The sequence below is a fragment of the Devosia sp. XK-2 genome, assembly GCF_037113415.1.
GTDB lineage: Bacteria > Pseudomonadota > Alphaproteobacteria > Rhizobiales > Devosiaceae > Devosia.
The window spans coordinates 2,683,921-2,705,504 of the sequence record NZ_CP146608.1 but is presented as its reverse complement, the minus strand read 5'-3'; the positions used below and the strand labels follow the sequence as shown (position 1 = coordinate 2,705,504).

At 61.2% G+C, this 21,584-nt stretch carries 18 protein-coding genes; 14 read left to right on the top strand and 4 right to left on the bottom strand.

Annotation, left to right across the window (positions count from 1 at the left end):
- Positions 1 to 167: 167 nt before the first annotated feature.
- The 4 genes from V8Z65_RS13295 to V8Z65_RS13280 are packed head-to-tail and all read right to left on the bottom strand — an operon-like array spanning position 168 to position 5,916.
- The gene (locus V8Z65_RS13295; RefSeq protein WP_338720633.1) at positions 168 to 2,033 is read right to left on the bottom strand and encodes an extracellular solute-binding protein; all 1,866 of its coding nucleotides are present in this window, start codon (positions 2,031 to 2,033) and stop codon (positions 168 to 170) included.
- Positions 2,034 to 2,066: 33 nt separating this feature from the next.
- Positions 2,067 to 3,701 (bottom strand): ABC transporter ATP-binding protein, encoded by a 1,635-nt coding sequence (locus V8Z65_RS13290; RefSeq protein ID WP_338720632.1) that lies wholly within the window; start codon positions 3,699 to 3,701, stop codon positions 2,067 to 2,069.
- On the bottom strand, positions 3,698 to 4,828 hold the full coding sequence (locus V8Z65_RS13285) for an ABC transporter permease (RefSeq protein WP_338720631.1): 1,131 nt from the start codon (positions 4,826 to 4,828) through the stop codon (positions 3,698 to 3,700). The genes V8Z65_RS13290 and V8Z65_RS13285 overlap by 4 nt, the downstream gene beginning before the upstream one ends.
- Positions 4,825 to 5,916, bottom strand: coding sequence for a microcin C ABC transporter permease YejB (locus V8Z65_RS13280; RefSeq protein WP_338720630.1), 1,092 nt, complete (start codon positions 5,914 to 5,916; stop codon positions 4,825 to 4,827). Before V8Z65_RS13280 ends, V8Z65_RS13285 begins: the two co-directional genes overlap by 4 nt.
- 38 nt (positions 5,917 to 5,954) lie before the next feature.
- On the opposite strand from V8Z65_RS13280, the gene V8Z65_RS13275 reads away from it, so the two are divergent.
- The 14 genes from V8Z65_RS13275 (at position 5,955) to V8Z65_RS13210 (ending at position 21,565) form a co-directional block, all read left to right on the top strand.
- Positions 5,955 to 6,326 carry a hypothetical protein gene (locus V8Z65_RS13275; RefSeq protein WP_338720629.1) on the top strand — a complete coding sequence of 124 codons (372 nt, stop codon included), beginning with the start codon at positions 5,955 to 5,957 and terminating at the stop codon, positions 6,324 to 6,326.
- Positions 6,327 to 6,485: 159 nt separating this feature from the next.
- On the top strand, positions 6,486 to 7,076 hold the full coding sequence (locus V8Z65_RS13270; RefSeq protein ID WP_338720628.1) for an AprI/Inh family metalloprotease inhibitor: 591 nt from the start codon (positions 6,486 to 6,488) through the stop codon (positions 7,074 to 7,076).
- Between the two features lie 161 nt (positions 7,077 to 7,237).
- Positions 7,238 to 8,386: a cell division protein ZapE gene (zapE, locus tag V8Z65_RS13265; protein WP_338720627.1), complete on the top strand. Its 1,149-nt coding sequence runs from the start codon at positions 7,238 to 7,240 to the stop codon at positions 8,384 to 8,386.
- A gap of 50 nt (positions 8,387 to 8,436) precedes the next feature.
- Entirely contained in the window at positions 8,437 to 8,874 is a 438-nt protein-coding gene (locus V8Z65_RS13260) for a hypothetical protein (RefSeq protein ID WP_338720626.1), read from the top strand.
- A 94-nt stretch (positions 8,875 to 8,968) separates the two neighbouring features.
- Entirely contained in the window at positions 8,969 to 9,931 is a 963-nt protein-coding gene (gene mdh, locus V8Z65_RS13255) for a malate dehydrogenase (RefSeq protein ID WP_338720625.1), read from the top strand.
- A gap of 89 nt (positions 9,932 to 10,020) precedes the next feature.
- Complete coding sequence (gene sucC / locus V8Z65_RS13250) at positions 10,021 to 11,214, top strand: ADP-forming succinate--CoA ligase subunit beta (RefSeq protein ID WP_338720624.1); 1,194 nt, start codon at positions 10,021 to 10,023, stop codon at positions 11,212 to 11,214.
- Between the two features lie 4 nt (positions 11,215 to 11,218).
- Positions 11,219 to 11,749, top strand: a complete 531-nt coding sequence (locus tag V8Z65_RS13245; RefSeq protein WP_338720623.1) for a hypothetical protein — start codon at positions 11,219 to 11,221, stop codon at positions 11,747 to 11,749.
- Positions 11,750 to 11,807: 58 nt separating this feature from the next.
- Complete coding sequence (gene sucD, locus V8Z65_RS13240; RefSeq protein ID WP_338720622.1) at positions 11,808 to 12,713, top strand: succinate--CoA ligase subunit alpha; 906 nt, start codon at positions 11,808 to 11,810, stop codon at positions 12,711 to 12,713.
- A 286-nt stretch (positions 12,714 to 12,999) separates the two neighbouring features.
- Positions 13,000 to 16,002 (top strand): 2-oxoglutarate dehydrogenase E1 component, encoded by a 3,003-nt coding sequence (locus V8Z65_RS13235; RefSeq protein WP_338720621.1) that lies wholly within the window; start codon positions 13,000 to 13,002, stop codon positions 16,000 to 16,002.
- Between the two features lie 22 nt (positions 16,003 to 16,024).
- Complete coding sequence (gene odhB / locus V8Z65_RS13230) at positions 16,025 to 17,287, top strand: 2-oxoglutarate dehydrogenase complex dihydrolipoyllysine-residue succinyltransferase (protein WP_338720620.1); 1,263 nt, start codon at positions 16,025 to 16,027, stop codon at positions 17,285 to 17,287.
- A gap of 162 nt (positions 17,288 to 17,449) precedes the next feature.
- Positions 17,450 to 17,902 (top strand): hypothetical protein, encoded by a 453-nt coding sequence (locus tag V8Z65_RS13225; protein ID WP_338720619.1) that lies wholly within the window; start codon positions 17,450 to 17,452, stop codon positions 17,900 to 17,902.
- Between the two features lie 127 nt (positions 17,903 to 18,029).
- Complete coding sequence (locus tag V8Z65_RS13220; RefSeq protein ID WP_338720618.1) at positions 18,030 to 18,662, top strand: LysE family transporter; 633 nt, start codon at positions 18,030 to 18,032, stop codon at positions 18,660 to 18,662.
- 25 nt (positions 18,663 to 18,687) lie between these two features.
- On the top strand, positions 18,688 to 20,097 hold the full coding sequence (gene lpdA / locus V8Z65_RS13215; protein WP_338720617.1) for a dihydrolipoyl dehydrogenase: 1,410 nt from the start codon (positions 18,688 to 18,690) through the stop codon (positions 20,095 to 20,097).
- A 487-nt stretch (positions 20,098 to 20,584) separates the two neighbouring features.
- The gene (locus V8Z65_RS13210) at positions 20,585 to 21,565 is read left to right on the top strand and encodes a TRAP transporter substrate-binding protein (RefSeq protein ID WP_338720615.1); all 981 of its coding nucleotides are present in this window, start codon (positions 20,585 to 20,587) and stop codon (positions 21,563 to 21,565) included.
- Positions 21,566 to 21,584: the final 19 nt, after the last annotated feature.

Below are 21,584 nucleotides of genomic sequence, written 5' to 3'. Positions count from 1 at the left end.
GTGGCCTACCCCCACCCTTGGTCCCTCCCCACAAGAGGGAGGGAGACGATGAACACCGACGCCGCAACCTGCGCCTCCCTCCCCTTGATGGGGAGGGACTGCGGGTGGGGTGACGCCTCGCCGGCAGGAGAATGACCCCCACCGGCGAGGTTTGGCCTGCCGAACCGCTATTGCCCCGCCCCGCCGGTCTTTTCCGCCTTGGCCTCATCCCACCACCAGAGCGAGGGGAAGCCCGACGAAAAGGCGGGGAGTTCTTCGGGGCGGCTGAAGCGGTCCCAGCGGGCCGAGCGCGTGGTGCGCAAGGTATAGCTGGGGATGACGAAATGCTTGGCCAGGAGCACGCGATCCAGCGCCTTGGTGACGGCTTCCTGCGTTTCGCGGTCATCAGCGACGATGAGCTTTTCGATGAGGGCGTCGACCGCCGGGTCGGCCACGCCGGCATAATTCTGTGCGCCCTGCTGATCGGCCGTGGATGAGCCGAAGAAAAAGCGCTGCTCATTGCCGGGCGAGAAGGACTGCACCCAGCCCGAATAGATCATGTCGTAGTCAAAGCTGCGGGCGCGGTTGATGAATTGAGGGCTATCCACGGTGCGGATGGTGGCGTTGATGCCGATCTGGGCGAGATTGGTGACCAGGTTTTGCGCTACGGGCTCGATGGTGGGGCCATTGAGCAGGATTTCCAAGGTGAAGGGCTGACCGCTGGGGGCGAGCATCTGCGTGCCCTCGAGCTTATAGCCAGCCTCGGCAAAGAGATTGACCGCCGTGCGCAGGTTCTCGCGTAGCCTGGTGGGATTGCCGCTGACCGGGTTGGCATAGGGCGTATTGAAGACCTTGGCGGGAATCTGATCGCGTATGCTTTCGAGAATTTCCAGCTCTTCGCCCTCTGGCAGGCCGGAAGACTTGAAGGGCAGTCCGAAAAAGAAGCTGTCTATGCGCTCATACTGGCCATAGAAAAGCGTGTTGCTCAGCTCTTCGAAATCGAAGGCATAGTTGAGCGCCTCGCGCACTTTGGGGTCAGCGAACTTGTCGCGCCTCAAATTCATGATGAAGCCGACCATGAGACCACTATCGGCATAATCCTGCGGGAACAGCTCCTTGACGACACGGCCTTCGGTGACGGCAGGGAAATCATAGGCGGTGGCCCAGCGACGCGCCTGGTTCTCGCTCCACCAGTCGAACTGGTCACCCTTGAAAGCCTCGAATTGCACGGTCAGGTCGAGGAAATATTCGATGCGGTATTCATCGAAATTGTTCTGCCCCACCTGGGTTGGATGATCGGCGCCCCAATAGTCTTCAACCCGCTCATAGGTGATAGACCGGCCGGCATCGAAACTGGCGAGGCGGTAGGGGCCGGAGCCGAGCGGTGGTTCCAGGGTGGATTGGGCGATATCGCGTGCCTCGCCCTCGGCATTAGTACCCTCCCACCAATGCTGGGGCAGGACCAGCAATTGACCCAGAATGAGCGGCAATTCGCGATTGTCGGTCTGGTCAAAGGTGAAGGTGACTTCACCCGGTGCGGTCACTTCGGCCGAGGTGATATTGGCATAATATTGGGCACGATCGGGATTGACCTCGATCAGTTTCTCATAGGTCCAGACGACGTCCTCGGCGGTCACCGGTTCGCCATCATGCCATTTGGCATCGGGGTCCATGCGGAAGGTGACTGCGCCATAATCGGGCGCGATCTTGAGCGCTTCGGCCAGGTGGACATAGTAGGTGTTTAACTCGTCCGCCGATGGGGTCATCAGGGTTTCGTAGAGCAGACCGATGCCGCCGGCCACTTCGCCCTTGGGCAGGATGGGGTTGAAGGTGTCGAAGCCGCCAAGACTTCCCAACCGCACCGTACCACCCTTGGGAGCATCGACATTGACATAGTCGAAATGGGTGTAGTCGAGCCCATATTTGGGCTCGCCCTCAAGCGTGAAGGCATTGGTCCAGACATCGGTGGGTGTTTGCGCCTGGGCCGGGGCGGCCAAGCCAAGGGCGAGAAGGCCCGTCAGGAGAAGCGAGGACAGCTTGAAGGGCAATGGCATGGCTTGGCTCCGCAGGAGTGGATTGGGCAAAGACTATTCGGTCGCGGGCGGTGTCGGCAATGCGCCCTCCGTCACAATCGGTGGCGCGGCCAGGTCGAAAGCGGCGGAGAGCAATTGGCGTGTATAGAGTTCGCGCGGCTGGGCGAAGATGTCTTCGGTCCGGCCCTGTTCGACCACGCGTCCGCTGCGCATGACGATCAATCGATGCGCGAGGGCCCTGACCACGCGCAGATCGTGGCTGATGAACAGATAGCTCAGTTGCCGGCGCTGCTGGATCGCTCGCAGGAGGTCGATGATCTGGGATTGGATGGACACATCCAGCGCCGAGGTCGGTTCATCGAGAACCAGGAAGTCGGGCTCGAGCACCAGCGCGCGGGCAATGGCAATGCGCTGGCGCTGGCCGCCGGAGAATTCGTGCGGATAGCGCGCGGCCGTCGCCACATCCAGACCGACTTCGTCCAGGGCTGCGCCGACCCGGTTTGTGCGCTCCTCGGTCGACAGGTCGGGCATATGAACCTTGAGCCCTTCCTCGACGATCTCGCCCACCGACATGCGCGGGCTGAGCGAACCGAACGGGTCCTGGAAGACGATCTGCATATGTTTGCGCAAGGGGCGCAATTGTCGCCAGGAGCGGGATTGCACGTCATTGCCGAGCAGGACAATGCGGCCCTTGGAGGGGATCAGGCGCAGCAGGGCATAGCCGAGCGAGGACTTGCCCGAGCCGCTCTCGCCCACCACGCCCAGGGTCTCGCCCTTGCGGATATCGAGATCGAGGCCGTCGACCGCGCGAATATGGCCCGTTGTGCGGCGCAACAGGCCCCGCTTGACGGGAAACCAGACCTTGAGGTCGCTGGCCGAGATGATGCTGGAGGCATCTTTGGGCAAGGGCGGAGGGCTGCCCGAGGGTGCGGCGGCCAGGAGGCGCTTGGTGTAGTCGTGCTGCGGGTTATCGAAGATGGTGTCCACGGCGCCGGTTTCGACGATCTTGCCCCGGGTCATCACGCAGACGCGGTCGGCTATGCGACGGACAATGGACAGGTCATGCGTGATGAAGAGCAGCGCCATGCCATTCTGTCGCTGCAGGCTTTTAAGCAGATCGAGTACCTGCGCCTGAACCGTCACATCGAGTGCGGTGGTCGGCTCATCGGCGATCAGCATTTTGGGATCATTGGCCAGGGCCATGGCGATCATGGCGCGCTGGCGCTGGCCGCCCGAGAGCTGGTGCGGAAAATCGTCCACCCGGCTTTGCGGGTCGGGAATGCCCACGGCGTCCAGCAGTTCGATGGTGCGGGCCCGGGCGGCATTGCGGCGCAGGCCCTGGTGGATTGCCAGGACCTCGCCGATCTGGCGGCCGATCGTATGGACCGGATTGAGCGAACTCATCGGCTCCTGGAAGATCATGCCGACACGATTGCCGCGAATGGCGCGCAGCGCCGCCGCGTCGGCGCGGGCCAAGTCGGTGCCGTCAAGCAGAATCTCCCCAGTCATCGTGGCAGCAGGTGGTTGCAGCCCCAATATCGATAGGGCGGTTACCGATTTGCCCGAGCCGCTCTCCCCGACCAAAGCGACTGTTTCGCCAGCCGCGAGATCAAATGAAACGCCGTCGACAGCTTGGGTGGCGCCAAAGCTGAGGGAGAGGTCGCGGACCGATAGCAGAGGGGCCGTCATCGGAACGTCTTTCTGGGATCAAAAGCGTCGCGGACCGCTTCGCCGATAAAGACCAGCAGGGTCATCATCGCCGCCACTGTGAAAAAGCCGGTCAGCGCCAGCCAGGGGGCGTCGAGGCTGGATTTGCCTTCCGCCAGCAGACGGCCGAGCGAGGGATAGGTCACCGGCAGGCCGAAGCCGAGAAAATCGAGCGAGGTCAGTGTCGCCACTGAGCCCGACAGGATGAACGGCATGAAGGTCAGCGTTGCCACCATGGCATTGGGCAGGAGGTGTCGCCACATGATGATGCGGTTGGATACGCCCAGGGCGCGCGCGGCGCTGACATATTCGAAATTGCGGGCGCGCAGGAATTCGGCGCGCACAATGCCCACCAGCGTGACCCAGGAAAATAGCAACAGGATGCCGAGCAGGACCCAGAAGCTGGGGGCAATCACCGAGGAGATGATCAGCAACAGGTAAAGCGAGGGTACCGAATTCCAGATTTCGATCAGGCGCTGGGAGACCAGGTCGATCCAGCCGCCGAAATAGCCCTGTATGGCACCAGCGCCCACACCGATGATCGAGGAGAGGATGGTCAGGACCAGGCCGAACAGGATCGAGATGCGGAAGCCATAGATCAGCCGGGCCAGGACATCGCGGCCGCCCCCATCTGTGCCCAGCCAATGGTAATTGCCGGGCACGCAGAGCGGGTCGGCCGTGCCTGCAGGATACCTTTGGCAGAGCTGTTCACGGGTCAATAGCCAAGAGGGAGGATTGGGCCCGGGAAAGGCGATATAGGTGTCCACAGTATTGTGGTTGAAACGGATGGGCGGCCAAAGCATCCAGCCATTGGCCTCGATCTCAGCGATATTGACCTCGTGCCGGTAATTGGTCAGCCCCAGAAAGCCGCCGAATTTGGACTCGGGATAGTCGACAAAGGCGGGGACCAGCAGTTCGCCCTTATACATCGCCAGGATAGGCCGATCATTGGCGACAAATTCAGCGCCAAGCGAGAGGATGAAGAAAAACAGGAAGACCCAGAGACTCCACCAGCCGCGCCGATTGGCGCGGAAATTGGCAAGCCGCCGCTGATTGAGCGCGGAAAGGCGAGGCGGCCTGGTTGGCGATGTCCCGGCGGCCAGTGTCATACGTCGCGACTTTCGAAATCGAGGCGCGGATCGACCCACATATAGGTCAGGTCCGAGATCAGCCCGATGACGAGCGCCATCAGGGAGAAAATATAGAGGGTGGCAAAGACCACCGGATAGTCGCGATTGACCACGGCCTCAAAGCCCAGCAGCCCCAAGCCGTCGAGCAGGAAGATGGTTTCGATCAGAAGCGAGCCGCCAAAGAACACACCGATAAAGGCGCCGGGAAAGCCGGCAATGATCAGCATCATGGCGTTGCGGAAGACGTGGCCATAGAGCACCTGATTTTCAGTCAGGCCCTTGGCGCGGGCGGTCACCACATATTGCTTGCCGATTTCGTCGAGGAAGGAGTTTTTGGTGAGCAATGTCGCGGTGGCGAAGGCACCCAGGCCCATGGCGGTGATGGGCAAGACCAGGTGCCAGAAATAGTCGAGCAGCTGCCGCCACCAGGGAAAGTGTTCCCAACCCGGCGAGGTCAGGCCACGGAGCGGGAAAAATTGCCAAAAGCTCCCGCTGGCAAAGAACACCACCAGCACAATGGCCACCAGAAAGCCGGGCACAGCGTAGCCGATGATGATGATGGTCGATGTCCAGACATCAAAGCGCGAGCCGTCGCGTACCGCCTTGGCAATGCCCAGGGGGATAGAGACCCCATAAGCGATTAGCGTCATCCACAGGCCCAGCGAGATCGAGACCGGCATTTTTTCGAGGATCAGATCGATCACTGAGATGTCGCGATAATAGCTCTCGCCGAAATCGAAGCGCAGATAATTGCCCAGCATGGAAAAGAAGCGTTCGAGCGGTGGCTTATCGAAACCGAACTGTTTTTCGATGCGGGCTACCAATTCGGGCGCCAGGCCCTGGCTGCCGCGATAGGCGCCGTTGCCCTGGCTGGGCTGGCCGGCAAAGTCACCGGCCTGATTGCCGGTGACGCGCTCGATTATGCCTGAATTCTGTCCGGAGAGATTGGCCAGGGCCTGCTCTACAGGGCCGCCCGGCGCGAACTGCGTGATGAGGAAACTGACGGCCATGATGCCGAAAACCGTCGGGATCATCAGCAAGAGACGGCGGATGATATAGGCGCCCATTCCTGCTCCGGCACTCCCCATGTCTTGCGCGGGCCGTCGTGCAAATCACCGATCGGCCGGAAATGTCCCAATGCAACATTTCGATGACGGCTTGGCAAGCCGGGCGGCGCCAACTGTGCGTGATCGGGCTCAAAGCCCTTGCGGGGACGGACAGGACTGGTCACGATCGGCCAGCCAAGGAGCGTTCGATGAAATTTGCCCCCATTATCCAGGTGAAGAACCAATCTGTCGCTCGTGTGATGATCGTGGCGTTGCGGGCGCATGGTTTTCACCCGCTGGAGCCGCGCGAGGGCGGTCTGCCGGGTGTTCCGAATCTTTTTGGGGCCGACGGGGTGGTTGTGGAGGTGCCCGAAGACGAGGTGGCCGATGCGACGGTTTTGGCGCAGGATTTGCTCAAGGACATGAGCTGAGCCAATGTGGTGGAGTAAATGTGACGATTGCACGGAAAACGGCCATATTGCTGTGCAATAGCGACAGAAGCGGGTCGGGCAATTGAACAGGGTGGAGGCTTTGGGTATAAGCCGCCACAAGTGTTAATGTGCATTAAGCCTTTGCGGCAGGAGTGATCAATGCAGGATTGGAAGCGCGGCGCTTCATCCGTTGTGGGCCTGGCAGCCCTCGCCCTTCTGGCGGCGGCCTGTTCCCCGTCCAGCCGGACCAATACGGCAAATCTCAATGTGGTGGGCCAGCCCCAGCAATTGCAGCCGGTGCAGAATTCCACCGTGCAGCAGACCACGCTGCCGGCAATTGGCGCAACCGGCACGCCGGCGCCAGGGCTTTCCGGCCAGCCGGTGCTGGGTGGCCAGACGAGCACGACAACCACGGTAGCCGGAACCGGCGCCGGGTCGATCACGACCGTTGGCACGCCGTTGGCCACGGGCATTTCGAGCGGACCGGAAGGCGCCTGGAACGTGGTCGCGGCCGGGCAGACCTGCCGTCTCAACCTGCCGCTTACCGCCAAGACCGGTACCAATTATTACCGCGCCTCGGCCCCCGGTTGCACTGTGCCGCAGATCGCTTCGGTTACCGGCTGGCAGCAGGTCGGCTCTCAGCTTCAGCTTTATGATGAAAACGGCAATATCGCCGCCTTCCTCGCCCCCTCGGGCGGCCGCTATATCGGCACCATGGGTGGCGGCCAGGCCGTTTCGATGTCTCGCTGAGTTTTTTAAGAGCCGGTCCGAAAGGGCCGGTTTTCTTTTGACCAAGGACGCCCGCTTCATCCACGGTTCCGCCCTCGGGCTTGACCCGAGGGCCATTCATAACGCAACGGATGTGGCGACTGGCCCCTGGGTCAGGCCCGAGGGTGGCTCCGGATTAATTCATGTCTTCAAGTATCTCCGCAAGAAGTGGTTCCGTCCTCAGTGCCTATCATGACCTGGTTGCTCGTGGCGCCCTGACGCCCGATCCGGCGCAGGTGGAGGCGGCGCGCGCGCTTGACCGGGTTCTGGCCGATCTCATGGCTCACAGGCCCAAGCGCCTGTTCGGCTTTTTCGAGAAGCGGCCGGCGGCTGTTCGCGGCCTCTATCTTCATGGTGAGGTAGGGCGGGGCAAAACCATGCTGATGGACCTCTTTCATGCGGCCGTGCCCTTTGGGGAAAAGCGACGGCTACATTTTCATGAGTTCATGGACGAGGTGCATGCCGGGATCGCGGCTTTCCGCAAGTCGGTGCGCGGCAAGGACGATGATGCCGACCCGGTCGAGGCGGTGGTCAGGCCGATCCTCAGATCAGGATTGCGGCTGTTGTGTCTCGACGAATTTCATGTTCATGACATCGCCAATGCGATGCTGCTCGACCGGCTGTTTTCAAAGCTGTTTGCCGGTGGTGTGACGCTGGTGGCGACGTCCAATGTGGCGCCGGACGGGCTCTATAAGGACGGGCTCAATCGCCAATTGTTCCTGCCCTTCATCGCGCTTTTGAAGGAAAAGACCGTGGTCGCCGATCTGCCGAGCGCGCAGGACTATCGGAGGCTCAAATTTGCCGGCCAGCATGTCTATGCCTTTGGTGCTGGACCGGACGTGCGCGAGGCGATGGACCAGATGTGGCTGCGCATTACCGGCGGCGAGCCGGGGGAGCCGGGTGTGGTGGAAAGCATCGGGCGGAAAATTCAGGTGCCGCTGATGGCCATGGGTGCGGCGCGGTTCGGCTTTGCCGATCTTTGCGAAAGGCCGCTCGGGACGCGCGACTTTGTGCGGATCGCGCATCAGTTCGATTCCATGGTGCTGGACGGTGTCCCCCAGATGGACCGGACCAAGTCGGATGCGGCCAAACGCTTTATCCTGCTGATCGATTCGCTCTATGACCGGGGCGTGAAACTGGCGGCGAGCTTTGCCGTGCCGCTGGAGGAATTAGGGGCCGACGACAAGACGGCGTTCGAATTCCAGCGCACATTATCGCGGCTGACCGAGATGCAGTCCGAGGACTATCTGGCCAAGGGTCTCAGAGATGCGGCGCCGGCAGAGGCGGAATAGCGATGGATCGGGTCATGATCATTGGCGGGCCCGGCTCTGGAAAGACTTTTTTGGCTCACGAACTGGGACGACTGACCGATCTGCCGGTCATCGCCGTCGATGATTTCGTGCATGACGAAGCCGGCGGAGTACGCGCCGCAGAGCGTATAGACACCGATTGCAGGGCGGCGGCGGACGGATCGCGCTGGATCATCGAGGGGGGCAATAGCCGCACCTATGACTATCGTGCCGCGCGGGCCGATTGTTTGATCCGGCTCAACCCTCCTTTGTGGCTGCGGCTGTGGCGTGTCTTGCGCCGGGACGGGTGGAACTGGCAGTTGCTTTTGTGGACTTGGCGCTATGATCGCGTCTTCGGACCACGTAACCAGAAGGTGATGGCAAAGGCCGAAGGCACAATCGCGGTGGTGGAACTGGACGGCCGGCAGGCAATTGAGGCCTTTCTCGCCACCAATGCCCAACGGGCATCGCCCCATCGCCCATCAGCATGAGCTAAAACCCATTTACGACGAAGGGTTCACTTGCCCCTCTGTCCTGACAGGGTTAATAGGTGCGCCAATTCAACGCAGTCCGGGATGAGGATTTATGGCGCGCAAGAAGATTGCCCTAATCGGTGCAGGTCAGATCGGCGGGACGCTGGCTCTGCTGTCGGCTCAGAAGGAACTCGGGGACGTCGTGCTGTTCGACGTGGTCGATGGTGTGGGGCCGGGCAAGGCGCTCGACATTGCCCAGTCGGCAGTGACCCAGTCCTTCGATGTGAAGATGAAGGGCACGTCCGAATACAAGGACATCGAGGGCGCCGATGTGGTGATCGTCACCGCCGGCGTGCCGCGCAAGCCCGGCATGAGCCGCGATGATCTCCTGGAAATTAACCTCAAGGTGATGGAGCAGGTGGGTGCGGGCATCTCCAAATATGCCCCCAATGCCTTCGTTATCTGCATCACCAATCCGCTGGACGCCATGGTCTGGGCGCTGCAGAAATTCTCGGGCCTGCCCGCCAATAAGGTGGTCGGCATGGCCGGCGTGCTCGATAGCTCGCGCTTCTGCCACTTTATCGCCGACGAGCTGGGCGTCTCCATCGAAGACGTCAACGCCTTCGTGCTGGGCGGTCATGGTGACACCATGGTGCCGCTCGCTCGCTACTCCACCGTTGCCGGCATTCCGCTCACTGATATCGTCAAGATGGGCTGGATGACCAAGGAAAAGCTCGACGAGATCATTCAGCGCACCCGCGATGGCGGCGCCGAGATCGTGGGTCTTTTGAAGACCGGTTCGGCTTTCTATGCCCCGGCCGCTTCGGCCATTGCCATGGCTGAGAGCTATCTCAAGGACAAGAAGCGCGTGCTGCCCTCGGCCGTGCAGCTCAATGGCGAATATGGCGTCAAGGGCACCTATGTCGGTGTGCCGGTCGTCATCGGTGCTGGTGGCGCTGAAAAGGTCGTCGAGATTGCGCTCAATTCTGCGGAGCAGAAAGCGTTCGACAAGTCGGTTGGCGCTGTGGAAGGCCTGATCCAGGCCTGTCAAAAGATCGCGCCGAAGCTGGCGTAAGGTTCCAAGCCGCTGGCCCTGCCAGCGGCTTTTGGCTTTCCGGCTCCAGAAATGCCGGATTTGATGTCTGCCCACCCAAGGGGAAAAGAATGAATATCCATGAACACCAGGCCAAGGCGCTGCTGAAGGACTATGGTGCGCCGGTTGCTGCGGGCGTTGCCATCTTCTCGGCCGATGAAGCCGAAGCCGCCGCCAAGTCGCTGCCCGGCCCGCTTTATGTGGTCAAGAGCCAGATCCATGCCGGCGGTCGCGGCAAGGGCAAGTTCAAGGAACTGGGTCCCGATGCCAAGGGCGGCGTGCGCCTGGCCAAGTCGGTCGAGGACGTCATCGCCAATGCCAAGGAAATGCTCGGCAATACCCTGGTGACCAAGCAGACCGGCCCGGCTGGCAAGCAGGTCAACCGCCTCTATATCGAGGACGGTGCCGATATTGCCCGCGAGCTTTACTGCTCGCTGCTGGTGGATCGCGCCACTTCGCGCGTCTCCTTCGTGGTTTCGACCGAGGGCGGCATGGATATCGAGGCCGTTGCCGAAGCGACCCCGGAAAAGATCATCACCGTTGCGATCGATCCGGTGGCCGGCGTGACCGAGGCCGATGTGGCCAAGATCAATTCCGCGCTTAAGCTTGAGGGTGATGCGGCTCAGGACGGCAAAAGCCTCTTCCCCATCCTCTACAAGGCCTTCACCGAAAAGGACATGAGCCTGCTTGAGGTGAACCCGCTGATCGTGATGGACAATGGCCATCTGCGCGTGCTCGACGCCAAGGTCTCCTTCGACAATAACGCCGCCTTCCGCCATGAAGAGCTGAAGCCGCTTCGCGACCTGACCGAAGAGGACGCCAAGGAAATCGAGGCGTCCAAATACGACCTCGCCTATGTGGCGCTGGACGGCAATATCGGTTGCATGGTCAATGGCGCGGGCCTGGCCATGTCGACCATGGACATTATCAAGCTCTATGGCGCCGAGCCGGCCAACTTCCTCGACGTTGGTGGTGGCGCCTCCAAGGAGAAGGTGACGGCGGCGTTCAAGATCATCACCGCCGATCCGGCCGTGAAGGGCATTCTGGTCAATATCTTTGGCGGCATCATGCGCTGCGACGTCATCGCCGAAGGCGTGATCGCGGCGGTCAAGGAAGTTGGCCTCAAGGTCCCGCTGGTGGTTCGCCTCGAAGGCACCCGCGTCAAGGAAGGCAAGGAAATCCTCGACAATTCCGGTCTCGACGTGATTTCCGCCGATGATCTGGACGATGCCGCCCAGAAGATCGTCAAGGCGGTGCAGGGCTAAGCCGATGCGCGCGAGCCTCGCACTCGTTCTGGCGCTGGGACTGGTTGCTCAACCGGCCCTGGCGCAGGGCAAGACCAAGGCGTCTGCGGCCGACGAGGCCGTGGCGGCGCTGGAGATGTGCGAGGCTTTTGCCAAGGGCGATGTGCTGGCGGTCGATGAGGCCATCGGCGCAGGCTGGGATGCCTACGAGGATGAGTCGGAGAGCCCGTTCATCCGGTCCTATTCGGCGGGGCGGGAAATGCCCGGCATTGGTTGGGGCGACATGTTCTCGCTGGTCGAGAGCTATCCGAACCGCGTGCTGGGCTATTGCCGCATCGATGTCGCCGAACCCAGAGGGCAGGGGGAGGCAGCCATCGAGGCCCTCGCCGCGCTTGAGGACTATGAGGGCGAGGTGACCAACGAAAATGGCGGCGCCTATGCCAGCCTGGTTGGTACCGGCGCCGATGACAGCCTGCTCATTGCCCATTGGGACCATGTGGGCTTTGTCATCCAATTGACCATCCTCACACCGAAACCCGCCACGAGCGAAGAGTAATCCGCCCCAGTCACGGGCATGAATTGGCGCTTAGCGCCCAGAGACGGAAGAGAAATAGATGTCCATTCTCGTCAACACAGACACCAAGGTTCTTGTGCAGGGGCTGACCGGCAAGACCGGCACCTTCCACACCGAACAGGCCCTGGCCTATTTCGGGACCAAGATGGTCGGCGGCACTCACCCGAAGAAGGGTGGGGAAATCTGGTCCTCGGGTGTCGACGGCACCGAATTGCCGATCTTTGCCTCGGTTGCCGAAGGCAAGGACAAGACCGGTGCCAATGCGTCCGTCATCTATGTGCCGCCCGCTGGCGCCGCTGTGGCCATCGAGGAAGCGATCGATGCCGAGATCGAATTGATCGTGTGCATCACCGAAGGCGTGCCGGTCATGGACATGGTCCGCGTCAAGGCCAAGCTCGAAAAGTCCAAGTCGCGCCTGATCGGGCCGAACTGCCCCGGCGTTCTGACCCCGGAAGAATGCAAGATCGGCATCATGCCCGGCTCGATCTTCTCCAAGGGCTCGGTCGGTATTGTTTCGCGCTCCGGCACGCTTACCTATGAAGCTGTGTTCCAAACCACCAATGAAGGCCTTGGCCAGACGACCGCTGTCGGTATCGGCGGCGACCCGGTCAAGGGCACCGAGTTCATCGACGTGCTGGAGATGTTCCTGGCCGATGAGGCGACCAAATCCATCATCATGATCGGCGAAATCGGCGGCTCGGCCGAAGAGGAAGCCGCCCAGTTCCTGATCGATGAAGCCAAGAAGGGCCGCAAGAAGCCGATGGCCGGTTTCATTGCGGGCCGCACCGCCCCTCCGGGCCGCACCATGGGCCATGCCGGTGCGGTGATTTCCGGCGGCAAGGGTGGCGCGGAAGAAAAGATCGCGGCCATGGAAGCGGCCGGGATCAAGGTTTCGGCTTCGCCGGCGCGCATCGGCGCGACGCTGGCGGACGTTCTGCGCGGTTAAATCGCGCGGGAAATATAGCCCCGCCCGGAAGGGCGGGTGCGATCATGCGACTAATGTCGGTCGCCCTTCGGTCAAGGTTCGGTGTTAGGCCGGACCTTGCGGTGTTTGGAACACAGATGAGTGAGCCGTGGCGCCTTGCGGGGCGCCGCAAGCCTTAACAAGATACAAAGGAAACGCGGTCAATATTCGGCCCACTTTTTGGATGACCGCATCTGACACCTGTATGGATATTCCATGCCGGTTCGTTGAGAAGGATGGCAGGGCGCAAGGCCTTGCGACAAAAGCGATGACACGACAGGAAAAGAACGACACGTTCTTGCTGACCTCGTTCCTCTATGGGGGGAACGCCGACTACATCGAACAACTCTATTCCCGCTTCAAAACCGATCCTTCCAGCGTCGATCCGACCTGGTCGAGCTTTTTCTCACGGCTCGATGATAGCCAGGCGGAGGCCAAGAAGAATGCCGATGGCCCGAGCTGGGGCCGCAAGGACTGGCCGCAGGCAGAAAGCGGCGACCTGATCAGCGCACTCGATGGTGATTGGGGCCAGGCCGCGCTCAAGGTCGAAAAGGCCGTGAGCAAAAAGGCGGCTGCCGAAGGCAAGCCGGCTCCGAGCGCTACCGATGTGCTGCAGGCGACGCGCGACTCGATCCGCGCCATCATGATGATCCGTGCCTATCGCATGCGCGGACACCTGCATGCCGATCTGGACCCTTTAAAGCTCAAGACCGACGAACCGGCGCCCGAGCTTGATCCGGCCAATTACGGCTTCACCGAAGCCGACTACAGCCGCAAGATCTTCATCGACAATGTTCTGGGGCTCGAATACGCCACCATCCCCGAGATGCTGGCCATTCTCAAGCGCACCTATTGCGGGACGCTGGGCATCGAGTTCATGCATATTTCCGATCCTGAAGCCAAGCAGTGGATTCAGGAGCGCATCGAAGGGCCGGACAAGGAAATCACCTTTACCCCCGAGGGCAAGAAGGCGATCCTTTCCAAGCTGGTCGAGGCCGAAGGCTTCGAGAAGTTCCTCGATGTCAAATATACCGGCACCAAGCGGTTTGGCCTGGATGGCGGTGAAGCCACCATTCCTGCGCTCGAGCAGATCATCAAGCGCGGCGGTGCGCTAGGCATCAAGGATATCGTTTTGGGCATGGCCCATCGCGGCCGCCTCAATGTGCTCACCCAGGTGATGCAGAAGCCGCATCGTGCCCTGTTCCACGAATTCAAGGGCGGCGCCTTCTACCCCGACGACGTCGAAGGCTCGGGCGATGTGAAGTACCATCTGGGTGCCTCGTCCGACCGCGATTTCGACGGCAACAAGGTCCACCTGTCGCTGACGGCCAACCCGTCCCACCTCGAAATCGTCGACCCGGTCGTGCTGGGCAAGTCGCGCGCCAAGCAGGACCAGCACATTGCGCCCGATGGCAAGCTCGTCAACATCGCCACCGACGGCAAGCCGGACCGTTCCATGGTGCTGCCGCTGCTGATCCATGGCGACGCCGCCTTTGCCGGCCAGGGCGTGATTGCCGAATGCCTTGGTCTCTCAGGCCTCAAGGGGCACCGGACCGGCGGGTCGATCCATTTCGTGATCAACAACCAGATCGGTTTCACCACGAGCCCGATGTATTCGCGCTCTTCGCCCTATCCCACCGACGTCGCCAAGATGATCGAGGCGCCGGTGCTGCATGTGAATGGCGATGATCCGGAAGCGGTGGTGTTCGCCGCCAAGGTGGCTGTCGAATTCCGGCAGAAATTCGGTCGTCCCGTGGTCATCGACATGTTCTGTTATCGTCGCTACGGCCACAATGAAGGCGACGAGCCCAGCTTCACCCAGCCGACCATGTATGCCAAGATCCGTGGCCACAAGACCACGCTTGAGCTTTATGCGGAAAAGCTGGTCGGCGAAGGTCTGCTGACCGAGGCCGATGTCGAAAAGCTCAAGACCGACTGGAAGGCTCATCTCGAAAACGAGTTCGAGTCCGGCCAGGACTACCGTCCCAACAAGGCCGACTGGCTCGATGGGCAGTGGAAGAGCTTTAAGCCGGCCGAGGATGAAGGCCCGCGCCGCGGTGAAACCGGTGTTGCCGTCGACAAGCTGGTCGAGATCGGCACCAAGCTGACGGTGGTGCCCGAGGACTTCAACGCCCACAAGACGGTCAAGCGCTTCATGGACAATCGCCTCAAGGCGATTGAGAGCGGCGAGGGGATCGACTGGGCAACCGCTGAGGCCTTGGCCTTCGGCACGCTGGTGACCGAAGGTCATCCCGTACGCCTTTCGGGCCAGGATTGTGAACGCGGCACGTTCAGCCAGCGCCATTCGGTGCTCAATGACCAGCAGGTCGAAGCCAGGACCTACACGCCGCTCAACAATCTCGACCCTGAACAGGCCCGCTACGAAGTCATCAATTCCATGCTGTCCGAAGAGGCGGTGCTGGGCTTTGAGTATGGCTATTCGCTGGCCGAGCCTAAGGCGCTGACCCTTTGGGAGGCCCAGTTCGGCGACTTCGTGAACGGTGCTCAGGTCGTGATCGACCAGTTCATCTCCTCGGGCGAGCGTAAATGGTTCCGCATGTCGGGCCTGGTGATGCTGCTGCCCCATGGCTATGAGGGTCAGGGTCCCGAGCACTCCTCGGCCCGCCCTGAGCGTTTCCTGCAGCTTTGTGCCGAAGACAATATGCAGGTCGCCAATTGCACGACGCCGGCCAACTATTTCCATGTACTGCGCCGTCAGCTCAAGCGCGACTTCCGCAAGCCGCTGATCCTGATGACGCCCAAGAGCCTGTTGCGCCATAAGCGTGCGGTGTCGGGCCTGGTGGAAATGGGTGCAGATAGCTGCTTCCACCGCCTGCTCTGGGACGATGCGGAAGCCCCCGGCGTGCCCAAGACCACCATCAAGCTGGCGTCGGATGACAAGATCCGTCGCGTCGTGCTGTGCACCGGCAAGGTCTATTATGACCTGCTCGAAGACCGCGAGAAGAAGGGCATCAATGATGTCTATCTGTTGCGCGTGGAGCAGCTTTATCCGTTCCCGGCCAAGGCTGTGCTGGACGAATTGAGCCGCTTCCCCAATGCTGACGTGGTCTGGTGCCAGGAAGAGCCGCGCAATATGGGTGCCTGGGCGTTCATCCAGCCCTATGTTGAATGGGTGTTTGACCAGATGGGCCGCGGCGGCGAGCGCGTGCGCTATGTCGGCCGTCCGGCGGCAGCTTCCCCGGCCACGGGCCTGATGCGGACGCATCTGGCACAGCTCCAGGCCTTCCTTGACGACGCGTTTGCGCAGTAACCCGATTTAGAAGGACAAACCAATGTCGACAGAAATCCGCGTCCCGACCCTGGGTGAAAGCGTCACCGAAGCCACGATCGGCCAGTGGTTCAAGAAGGTGGGCGATGCTGTTGCCGCCGACGAACCGGTGGTGGAGCTGGAAACCGACAAGGTGACCATCGAGGTGCCGGCACCGGCCGCCGGTACCCTTGAGGCCATTGCCGCCCAGCCGGGCGAAACGGTCGATGTTGGCGCCTTGCTCGGCGCCATCGCCGCGGGCTCGGGTGCTGCAGCATCGGCGCCCGCTGCGCCCCCGGCCGAGCCCAAGACCGATACGCCGGCCAATAACGCCGCCGGTCCCGAAGTGATCAAGGAAGAACCGGCAGCAAAGCCGGTGACCGCCACCGATCGCGCTCCGGCACCCTCGGCCCAGAAGATGATCAACGAGAAGGGCCTGGACGCTGACGCTATCTCCGGCTCAGGCAAGGCCGGTCAGGTGCTCAAGGAAGACGTATTGGCCGCCCTGGCAAAGCCAGCCTCCGCGCCGGCACCCGCCGCGGCCAAGGCAGCCGCTGCGCCGCGCGCGCCGGTTGCCGCGGATGATGCCGAGCGCGAAGAGCGGGTGAAAATGACCCGCCTGCGCCAGACCATTGCGCGGCGCTTGAAGGATGCGCAGAATACCGCTGCCATGCTGACCACCTTCAACGAGGTGGACATGAAGCCGGTCATGGACCTGCGCAATCAGTACAAGGAGCTCTTTGAAAAGAAGCACGGCGTCAAGCTTGGCTTTATGGGCTTCTTCACCAAGGCCGTGGTTCACGCGCTCAAAGAAATCCCGGCGGTCAATGCCGAGATCGATGGCGATGACCTGATCTACAAGCAATATGCCCATATCGGCGTGGCCGTGGGCACCGATAAGGGCCTGGTGGTTCCGGTGGTGCGCAATGCCGACCAGATGAGCATTGCCGAGATCGAGAAGGAAATCGGCAATCTGGGCAAGAAGGCCCGCGACGGCCAGCTCTCCATGGCCGACATGCAGGGCGGCACCTTCACCATTTCCAATGGTGGTGTTTATGGTTCGCTGATGTCGACGCCGATCCTCAACGCGCCCCAGTCGGGCATTCTGGGCATGCACAAGATCCAGGAACGTCCGGTCGTGGTCGGCGGGCAGATTGTCATCCGCCCGATGATGTACCTGGCGCTGAGCTATGATCACCGCATCGTGGACGGCAAGGAGGCCGTGACCTTCCTCGTTCGCGTCAAGGAGAGCCTGGAGGCGCCCGAGCGCCTGGTGCTCGACCTCTAATCCTCGCCACATTTATGCGTTTGAAAGGCCCGCTTCGGCGGGCCTTTTTCGTGTTCACCGATTGGTGTGTGGAGCGGCTACGGCCCGGTAAGGTTCCGTTAGGATTTGACCCGGATAGGGATAGTGGCGTGGGCGCGCATATTGGCGTTCAGGGAGTTGGTGTTGAGAACAGTATTGGCCGCATGGATGGCGTTGATCGCGGCTGCGACGCCGGGTTGGGCGCAGGAGCAGTCCGAAGCCGACGTGGCTCTGGTCGGCGAATTGATGGCGTTTCACGGCTCCAAGGCCATTGTCGAGGTGATGACTACCCATTGCTATGAGACCACCGGCCTCGACAACGCCTATAAGGACGCGGCCGCGAACTGGTATCTGCGCAATGTCGGCTATCTCGATCTGGCCGACCGGGTTATCGCCCGGCTCGGCGGAGGCACCGAAGGGCAGCAGAAAGCGGCCGAAACCTATGGTGGCAGCCAGATTATGACGGCCTACAACCAGGCACCCGACAAGGATGTTTTCTGCCGGGCCTTTCTCGAACAGATCGAGAGCGAAGCGCTCGATATCGACCGGCAATTGCCCGACATTCTCAAGCGCGCGCAGGATATATCGGCGTCCTGATGGCGACCTTTCGGTCCTCCCTTCAAAAGGCCTTGCCGATTGGGCAGGGGGACTTGTGACGTGCTCCGTTGCCCCATGGGGCGGGCTGGTGTAACCGTTAGCGCGATATTTTGCGGCGGTGGCACCGATGGACTTTCCCTGGTTCGAATTTCTCGGCCTGATGCTGGCCTTCGGCATCAATGCCGTCATTCCGGGTGCCGATTTTGCCATGGTGCTGCGCCAAGCCGTGGCGCATGGACGGCGCGAGGCGCTCTTCACCTCTGCGGGCATTGCCACCTCGATCCTGGTCCATGGCACCTACACACTGCTGGGCGTTGGTGTGATCGTGGGACAGTCGCTGCTGCTGTTCAACATTCTGAAATGGGCGGGTGCGGCCTATCTGGTCTGGCTCGCCATAGCCGCGCTTCGTAGTCCGCCACCGCAACCACCGCAGGTGTCCGACAACGCTGCCGCGCGTAAAGGCGACATGGCCGCTTTCGCGCTGGGCTTCCTGACCAATCTGCTCAATCCCAAGGCGGTGCTGTTTTTCCTGGCGCTGTTCACTTCACTGGTGTCGGTGCATACCGGTGGCCAGATCAAGGTGGTCTATGTGGGCAGCATGAGCATCATGCTTTTTGCCTGGTTTGCATTGGTCTCGATCTTCTTTACGACCCCTTCGGTGCGGCAGGCCTTTTTCCGGTTCGGCCGGTGGTTTAATCGGGTGACCGGCATTACATTCCTGGCGTTGGCTGTGCGCGTCGCATTGGCACAGCAACGCTGACCAACTCTGTTGAGGCTTTAGGACAATGGCAGACCAATTCGACCTTACCATCATCGGCTCGGGCCCGGGCGGCTATGTCTGCGCGATCCGCGCGGCGCAGCTGGGCATGAAGGTGGCTGTGGTGGAAAAATGGGCGACCCTTGGCGGCACCTGCCTCAACATTGGCTGTATCCCCTCAAAAGCGCTGTTGCATGCTTCGGAACTGTTTGAAGAGGCCGGGCACGGTTTCAAGGCGCTGGGCATCGATATTCCCGCCCCGCAGCTCAATCTCAAGCAGATGATGACCCACCGGTCTGAAACCGTGGCGTCCAATGTCGGTGGGGTCGATTATCTGTTCAAGAAGAACAAGATCACCGTGTTCCGCGGCATCGGGTCAATCCCGGCTGCGGGCAAGGTGCTGGTGACGCCACAGACCGGCGCGCAGACCGAAATCGCCACCAAGAATATCGTTATTGCCAGCGGTTCGGTTTCGGCCAATCTGCCGGGCATCGAAATCGACGAAAAGCGGATCGTCACCTCGACGGGCGCGCTGACGCTGGAACAGGTTCCCAACAAGCTCGTCGTTATCGGCGCGGGCGTGATCGGGCTGGAACTGGGCTCGGTCTGGATGCGGCTTGGTGCCCAGGTGACCGTGGTGGAATATCTCGATCGCATCCTGCCCGGCATGGATAGCGAAGTGGCCCGGCAATTCCAGCGTATGCTGCAAAAGCAAGGCATGGAGTTCAAGCTGTCGAGCAAGGTTGCTGGCATCGATAAGCAGGAAGACGGCTCGCTCAAGGTCAAGGTGGAAGCGGCCAAGGGCGGCGAGGCCGAGGAGCTCGACGCCGATGTGGCGCTGGTCGCCATCGGCCGCAAGCCGTTCACCGAAGGGCTGGGTCTCGATATTGCAGGCGTGGCGCTGGACGAGCGCGGCCGGGTGCGTGTGGACGGCCACTTCAAGAGCTCGGTGGATGGCATCTATGCCATCGGCGACGTGATTGCCGGCCCGATGCTGGCGCATAAGGCTGAGGACGAGGGCATTGCCGTCGCTGAAATCCTGGCCGGTCAGGCCGGCCATGTGAACTATGCCGGCATCCCGGCTGTGGTCTATACCAATCCCGAAGTGGCTTCGGTGGGTAAGACCGAGGACGAGCTCAAGGCCGAAGGCGTCAATTACAAGATCGGCAAATTCCCCTTCACCGCCAATGGCCGCGCCAAGGCGATGCTGGCCACGCAGGGCTTTGTGAAGATCCTTGCCGATGTCGAGACCGATCGGGTGCTGGGCGCGCATATCGTGGGCAAGAATGCTGGCGAGATGATCCATGAGCTGGTGACGCTGATGGAATTCTCCGGCGCCTCAGAAGATCTGGCGCGGACCACTCATGCGCACCCGACCCTGAGCGAAGCCATTCGCGAGGCCGCGCTGTCGCTCGGCGACGGTGCCATCCACATCTAGTCGCGGACCGTTCTGCGAACGGCCCTTTGCCATATAGAGCAACCTCCCGGAGCCTCGGCTCCGGGAGGTTTTTTGTGGCCGAGAAGGTACCTTGTGAAAAGTCATCATACAACGTTCCAAAAGTTGTATGTTGACTGATTGATCGGGGACGCATAGCGTCATCCTGCACGCGGTCCTGCTGTCCTATCTTCTTTCTGGAGGCGGCGCAGGATCGATGGAGGGGAGTGTTCCGAATCCGGTTCGGATATGGCCGGATTCCCGGTCGCGCAGCTCGTGGTGCGGCATAGAAACGAAACTGGTATGGAAGATGTGTTGACACGGATTTTCATCTTCCATACAAGATTGACGTCAGGCACGCGGACGTTGGAACATGCGACTGCGGGTCTTGGGATCAGGGGAGAATATCTCGTCCGTGCATCTGCGGCATCGGTGGCAGCGGCGTTCGGGCCGGCCCATCCCTTGCCAGTAACTCATTGGGAGGACAACTATGTTTCATCTGCCTAAGATGGCGGCTGCTGCCGTCGTCGCGTCTACACTTATGGTTTCGGCGGCCAGCGCCCAGACGGTGCTGCGCTCGTCCGATACGCATCCGGACGGCTATCCGACTGTCGAGGCGGTCAAGAAGTTCGGCGAATTGCTGAGCGAAAAAACCGACGGCCGCTATTCGGTGGAAGTGTTCCACTCGGCCCAGCTCGGTCAGGAAGCCGACACGATCGAGCAGACCCAGTTCGGCGTCATCGATCTCAACCGAATCTCCATCGGCGCCTTCGGCACCCAGGTGCCTGAAGCGACCGTCACGCAGCTGCCCTATATCTTCCGCTCCGCCGAGCATTTCCACAATGTGCTCGACGGTCCGATCGGCGAGGAAATCCTGGCCGCCTTCGACGCCGTGGATGTGGTCGCGCTGGCTTACTACGATGGCGGCGCCCGCTCGTTCTACAACAGCCAGAAGCCGATCAATTCGCCTGCTGACATGGAAGGCCTCAAATTCCGTGTCATGGGCTCGGACATTTTCGTGGACATGGTCGGCGCCTTGGGCGGCAATGCCACCCCGATGCCCTATGGCGAAGTTTATTCGAGCATCCAGACCGGCGTGATCGACGGCGCCGAGAACAACTATCCCAGCTATGACACCGCCGGCCACGCCGAAGTCGCCCAGTTCTATTCGCTGGACGAGCACCTGATGGTGCCCGAAGTGCTGGTCGTCTCCAAGATCGTCTGGGACGGTCTGAGCGCCGAAGACCAGGCCGCCATGCGCGAGGCCGCCAAGGAATCAGTGGCCTATCAGCGTGAGCTCTGGACCGCCAAGGAAGTCGAATCCAAGGCCAAGGTTGAGGCCCTGGGCGTGACCATCAATGAGGTCGACAAGCAGCCCTTCATCGATGCGATGAAGCCGGTCTACGAAAAATATGTGACCGATCCCAAGCTGCAGGATCTGGTCGCCCGCATTCAGGCCACTGAGGGCTGATGCGATTTTCCGGGCCGGC

Bases quoted from the DNA above. Each gene is read 5' to 3' on its own strand.
- V8Z65_RS13220 (WP_338720618.1), top strand. From the start codon at position 18,030: ATGGACTTTCCCTGGTTCGAATTTCTCGGCCTGATGCTGGCCTTCGGC.
- V8Z65_RS13280 (WP_338720630.1), bottom strand. From the start codon at position 5,916: ATGGGCGCCTATATCATCCGCCGTCTCTTGCTGATGATCCCGACGGTT.
- sucC (WP_338720624.1), top strand. From the start codon at position 10,021: ATGAATATCCATGAACACCAGGCCAAGGCGCTGCTGAAGGACTATGGT.
- zapE (WP_338720627.1), top strand. From the start codon at position 7,238: ATGTCTTCAAGTATCTCCGCAAGAAGTGGTTCCGTCCTCAGTGCCTAT.
- V8Z65_RS13290 (WP_338720632.1), bottom strand. From the start codon at position 3,701: ATGACGGCCCCTCTGCTATCGGTCCGCGACCTCTCCCTCAGCTTTGGC.
- V8Z65_RS13245 (WP_338720623.1), top strand. From the start codon at position 11,219: ATGCGCGCGAGCCTCGCACTCGTTCTGGCGCTGGGACTGGTTGCTCAA.
- sucD (WP_338720622.1), top strand. From the start codon at position 11,808: ATGTCCATTCTCGTCAACACAGACACCAAGGTTCTTGTGCAGGGGCTG.
- lpdA (WP_338720617.1), top strand. From the start codon at position 18,688: ATGGCAGACCAATTCGACCTTACCATCATCGGCTCGGGCCCGGGCGGC.
- odhB (WP_338720620.1), top strand. From the start codon at position 16,025: ATGTCGACAGAAATCCGCGTCCCGACCCTGGGTGAAAGCGTCACCGAA.
- V8Z65_RS13285 (WP_338720631.1), bottom strand. From the start codon at position 4,828: ATGACACTGGCCGCCGGGACATCGCCAACCAGGCCGCCTCGCCTTTCC.
- V8Z65_RS13295 (WP_338720633.1), bottom strand. From the start codon at position 2,033: ATGCCATTGCCCTTCAAGCTGTCCTCGCTTCTCCTGACGGGCCTTCTC.
- V8Z65_RS13270 (WP_338720628.1), top strand. From the start codon at position 6,486: ATGCAGGATTGGAAGCGCGGCGCTTCATCCGTTGTGGGCCTGGCAGCC.
- V8Z65_RS13235 (WP_338720621.1), top strand. From the start codon at position 13,000: ATGACACGACAGGAAAAGAACGACACGTTCTTGCTGACCTCGTTCCTC.
- V8Z65_RS13210 (WP_338720615.1), top strand. From the start codon at position 20,585: ATGTTTCATCTGCCTAAGATGGCGGCTGCTGCCGTCGTCGCGTCTACA.
- mdh (WP_338720625.1), top strand. From the start codon at position 8,969: ATGGCGCGCAAGAAGATTGCCCTAATCGGTGCAGGTCAGATCGGCGGG.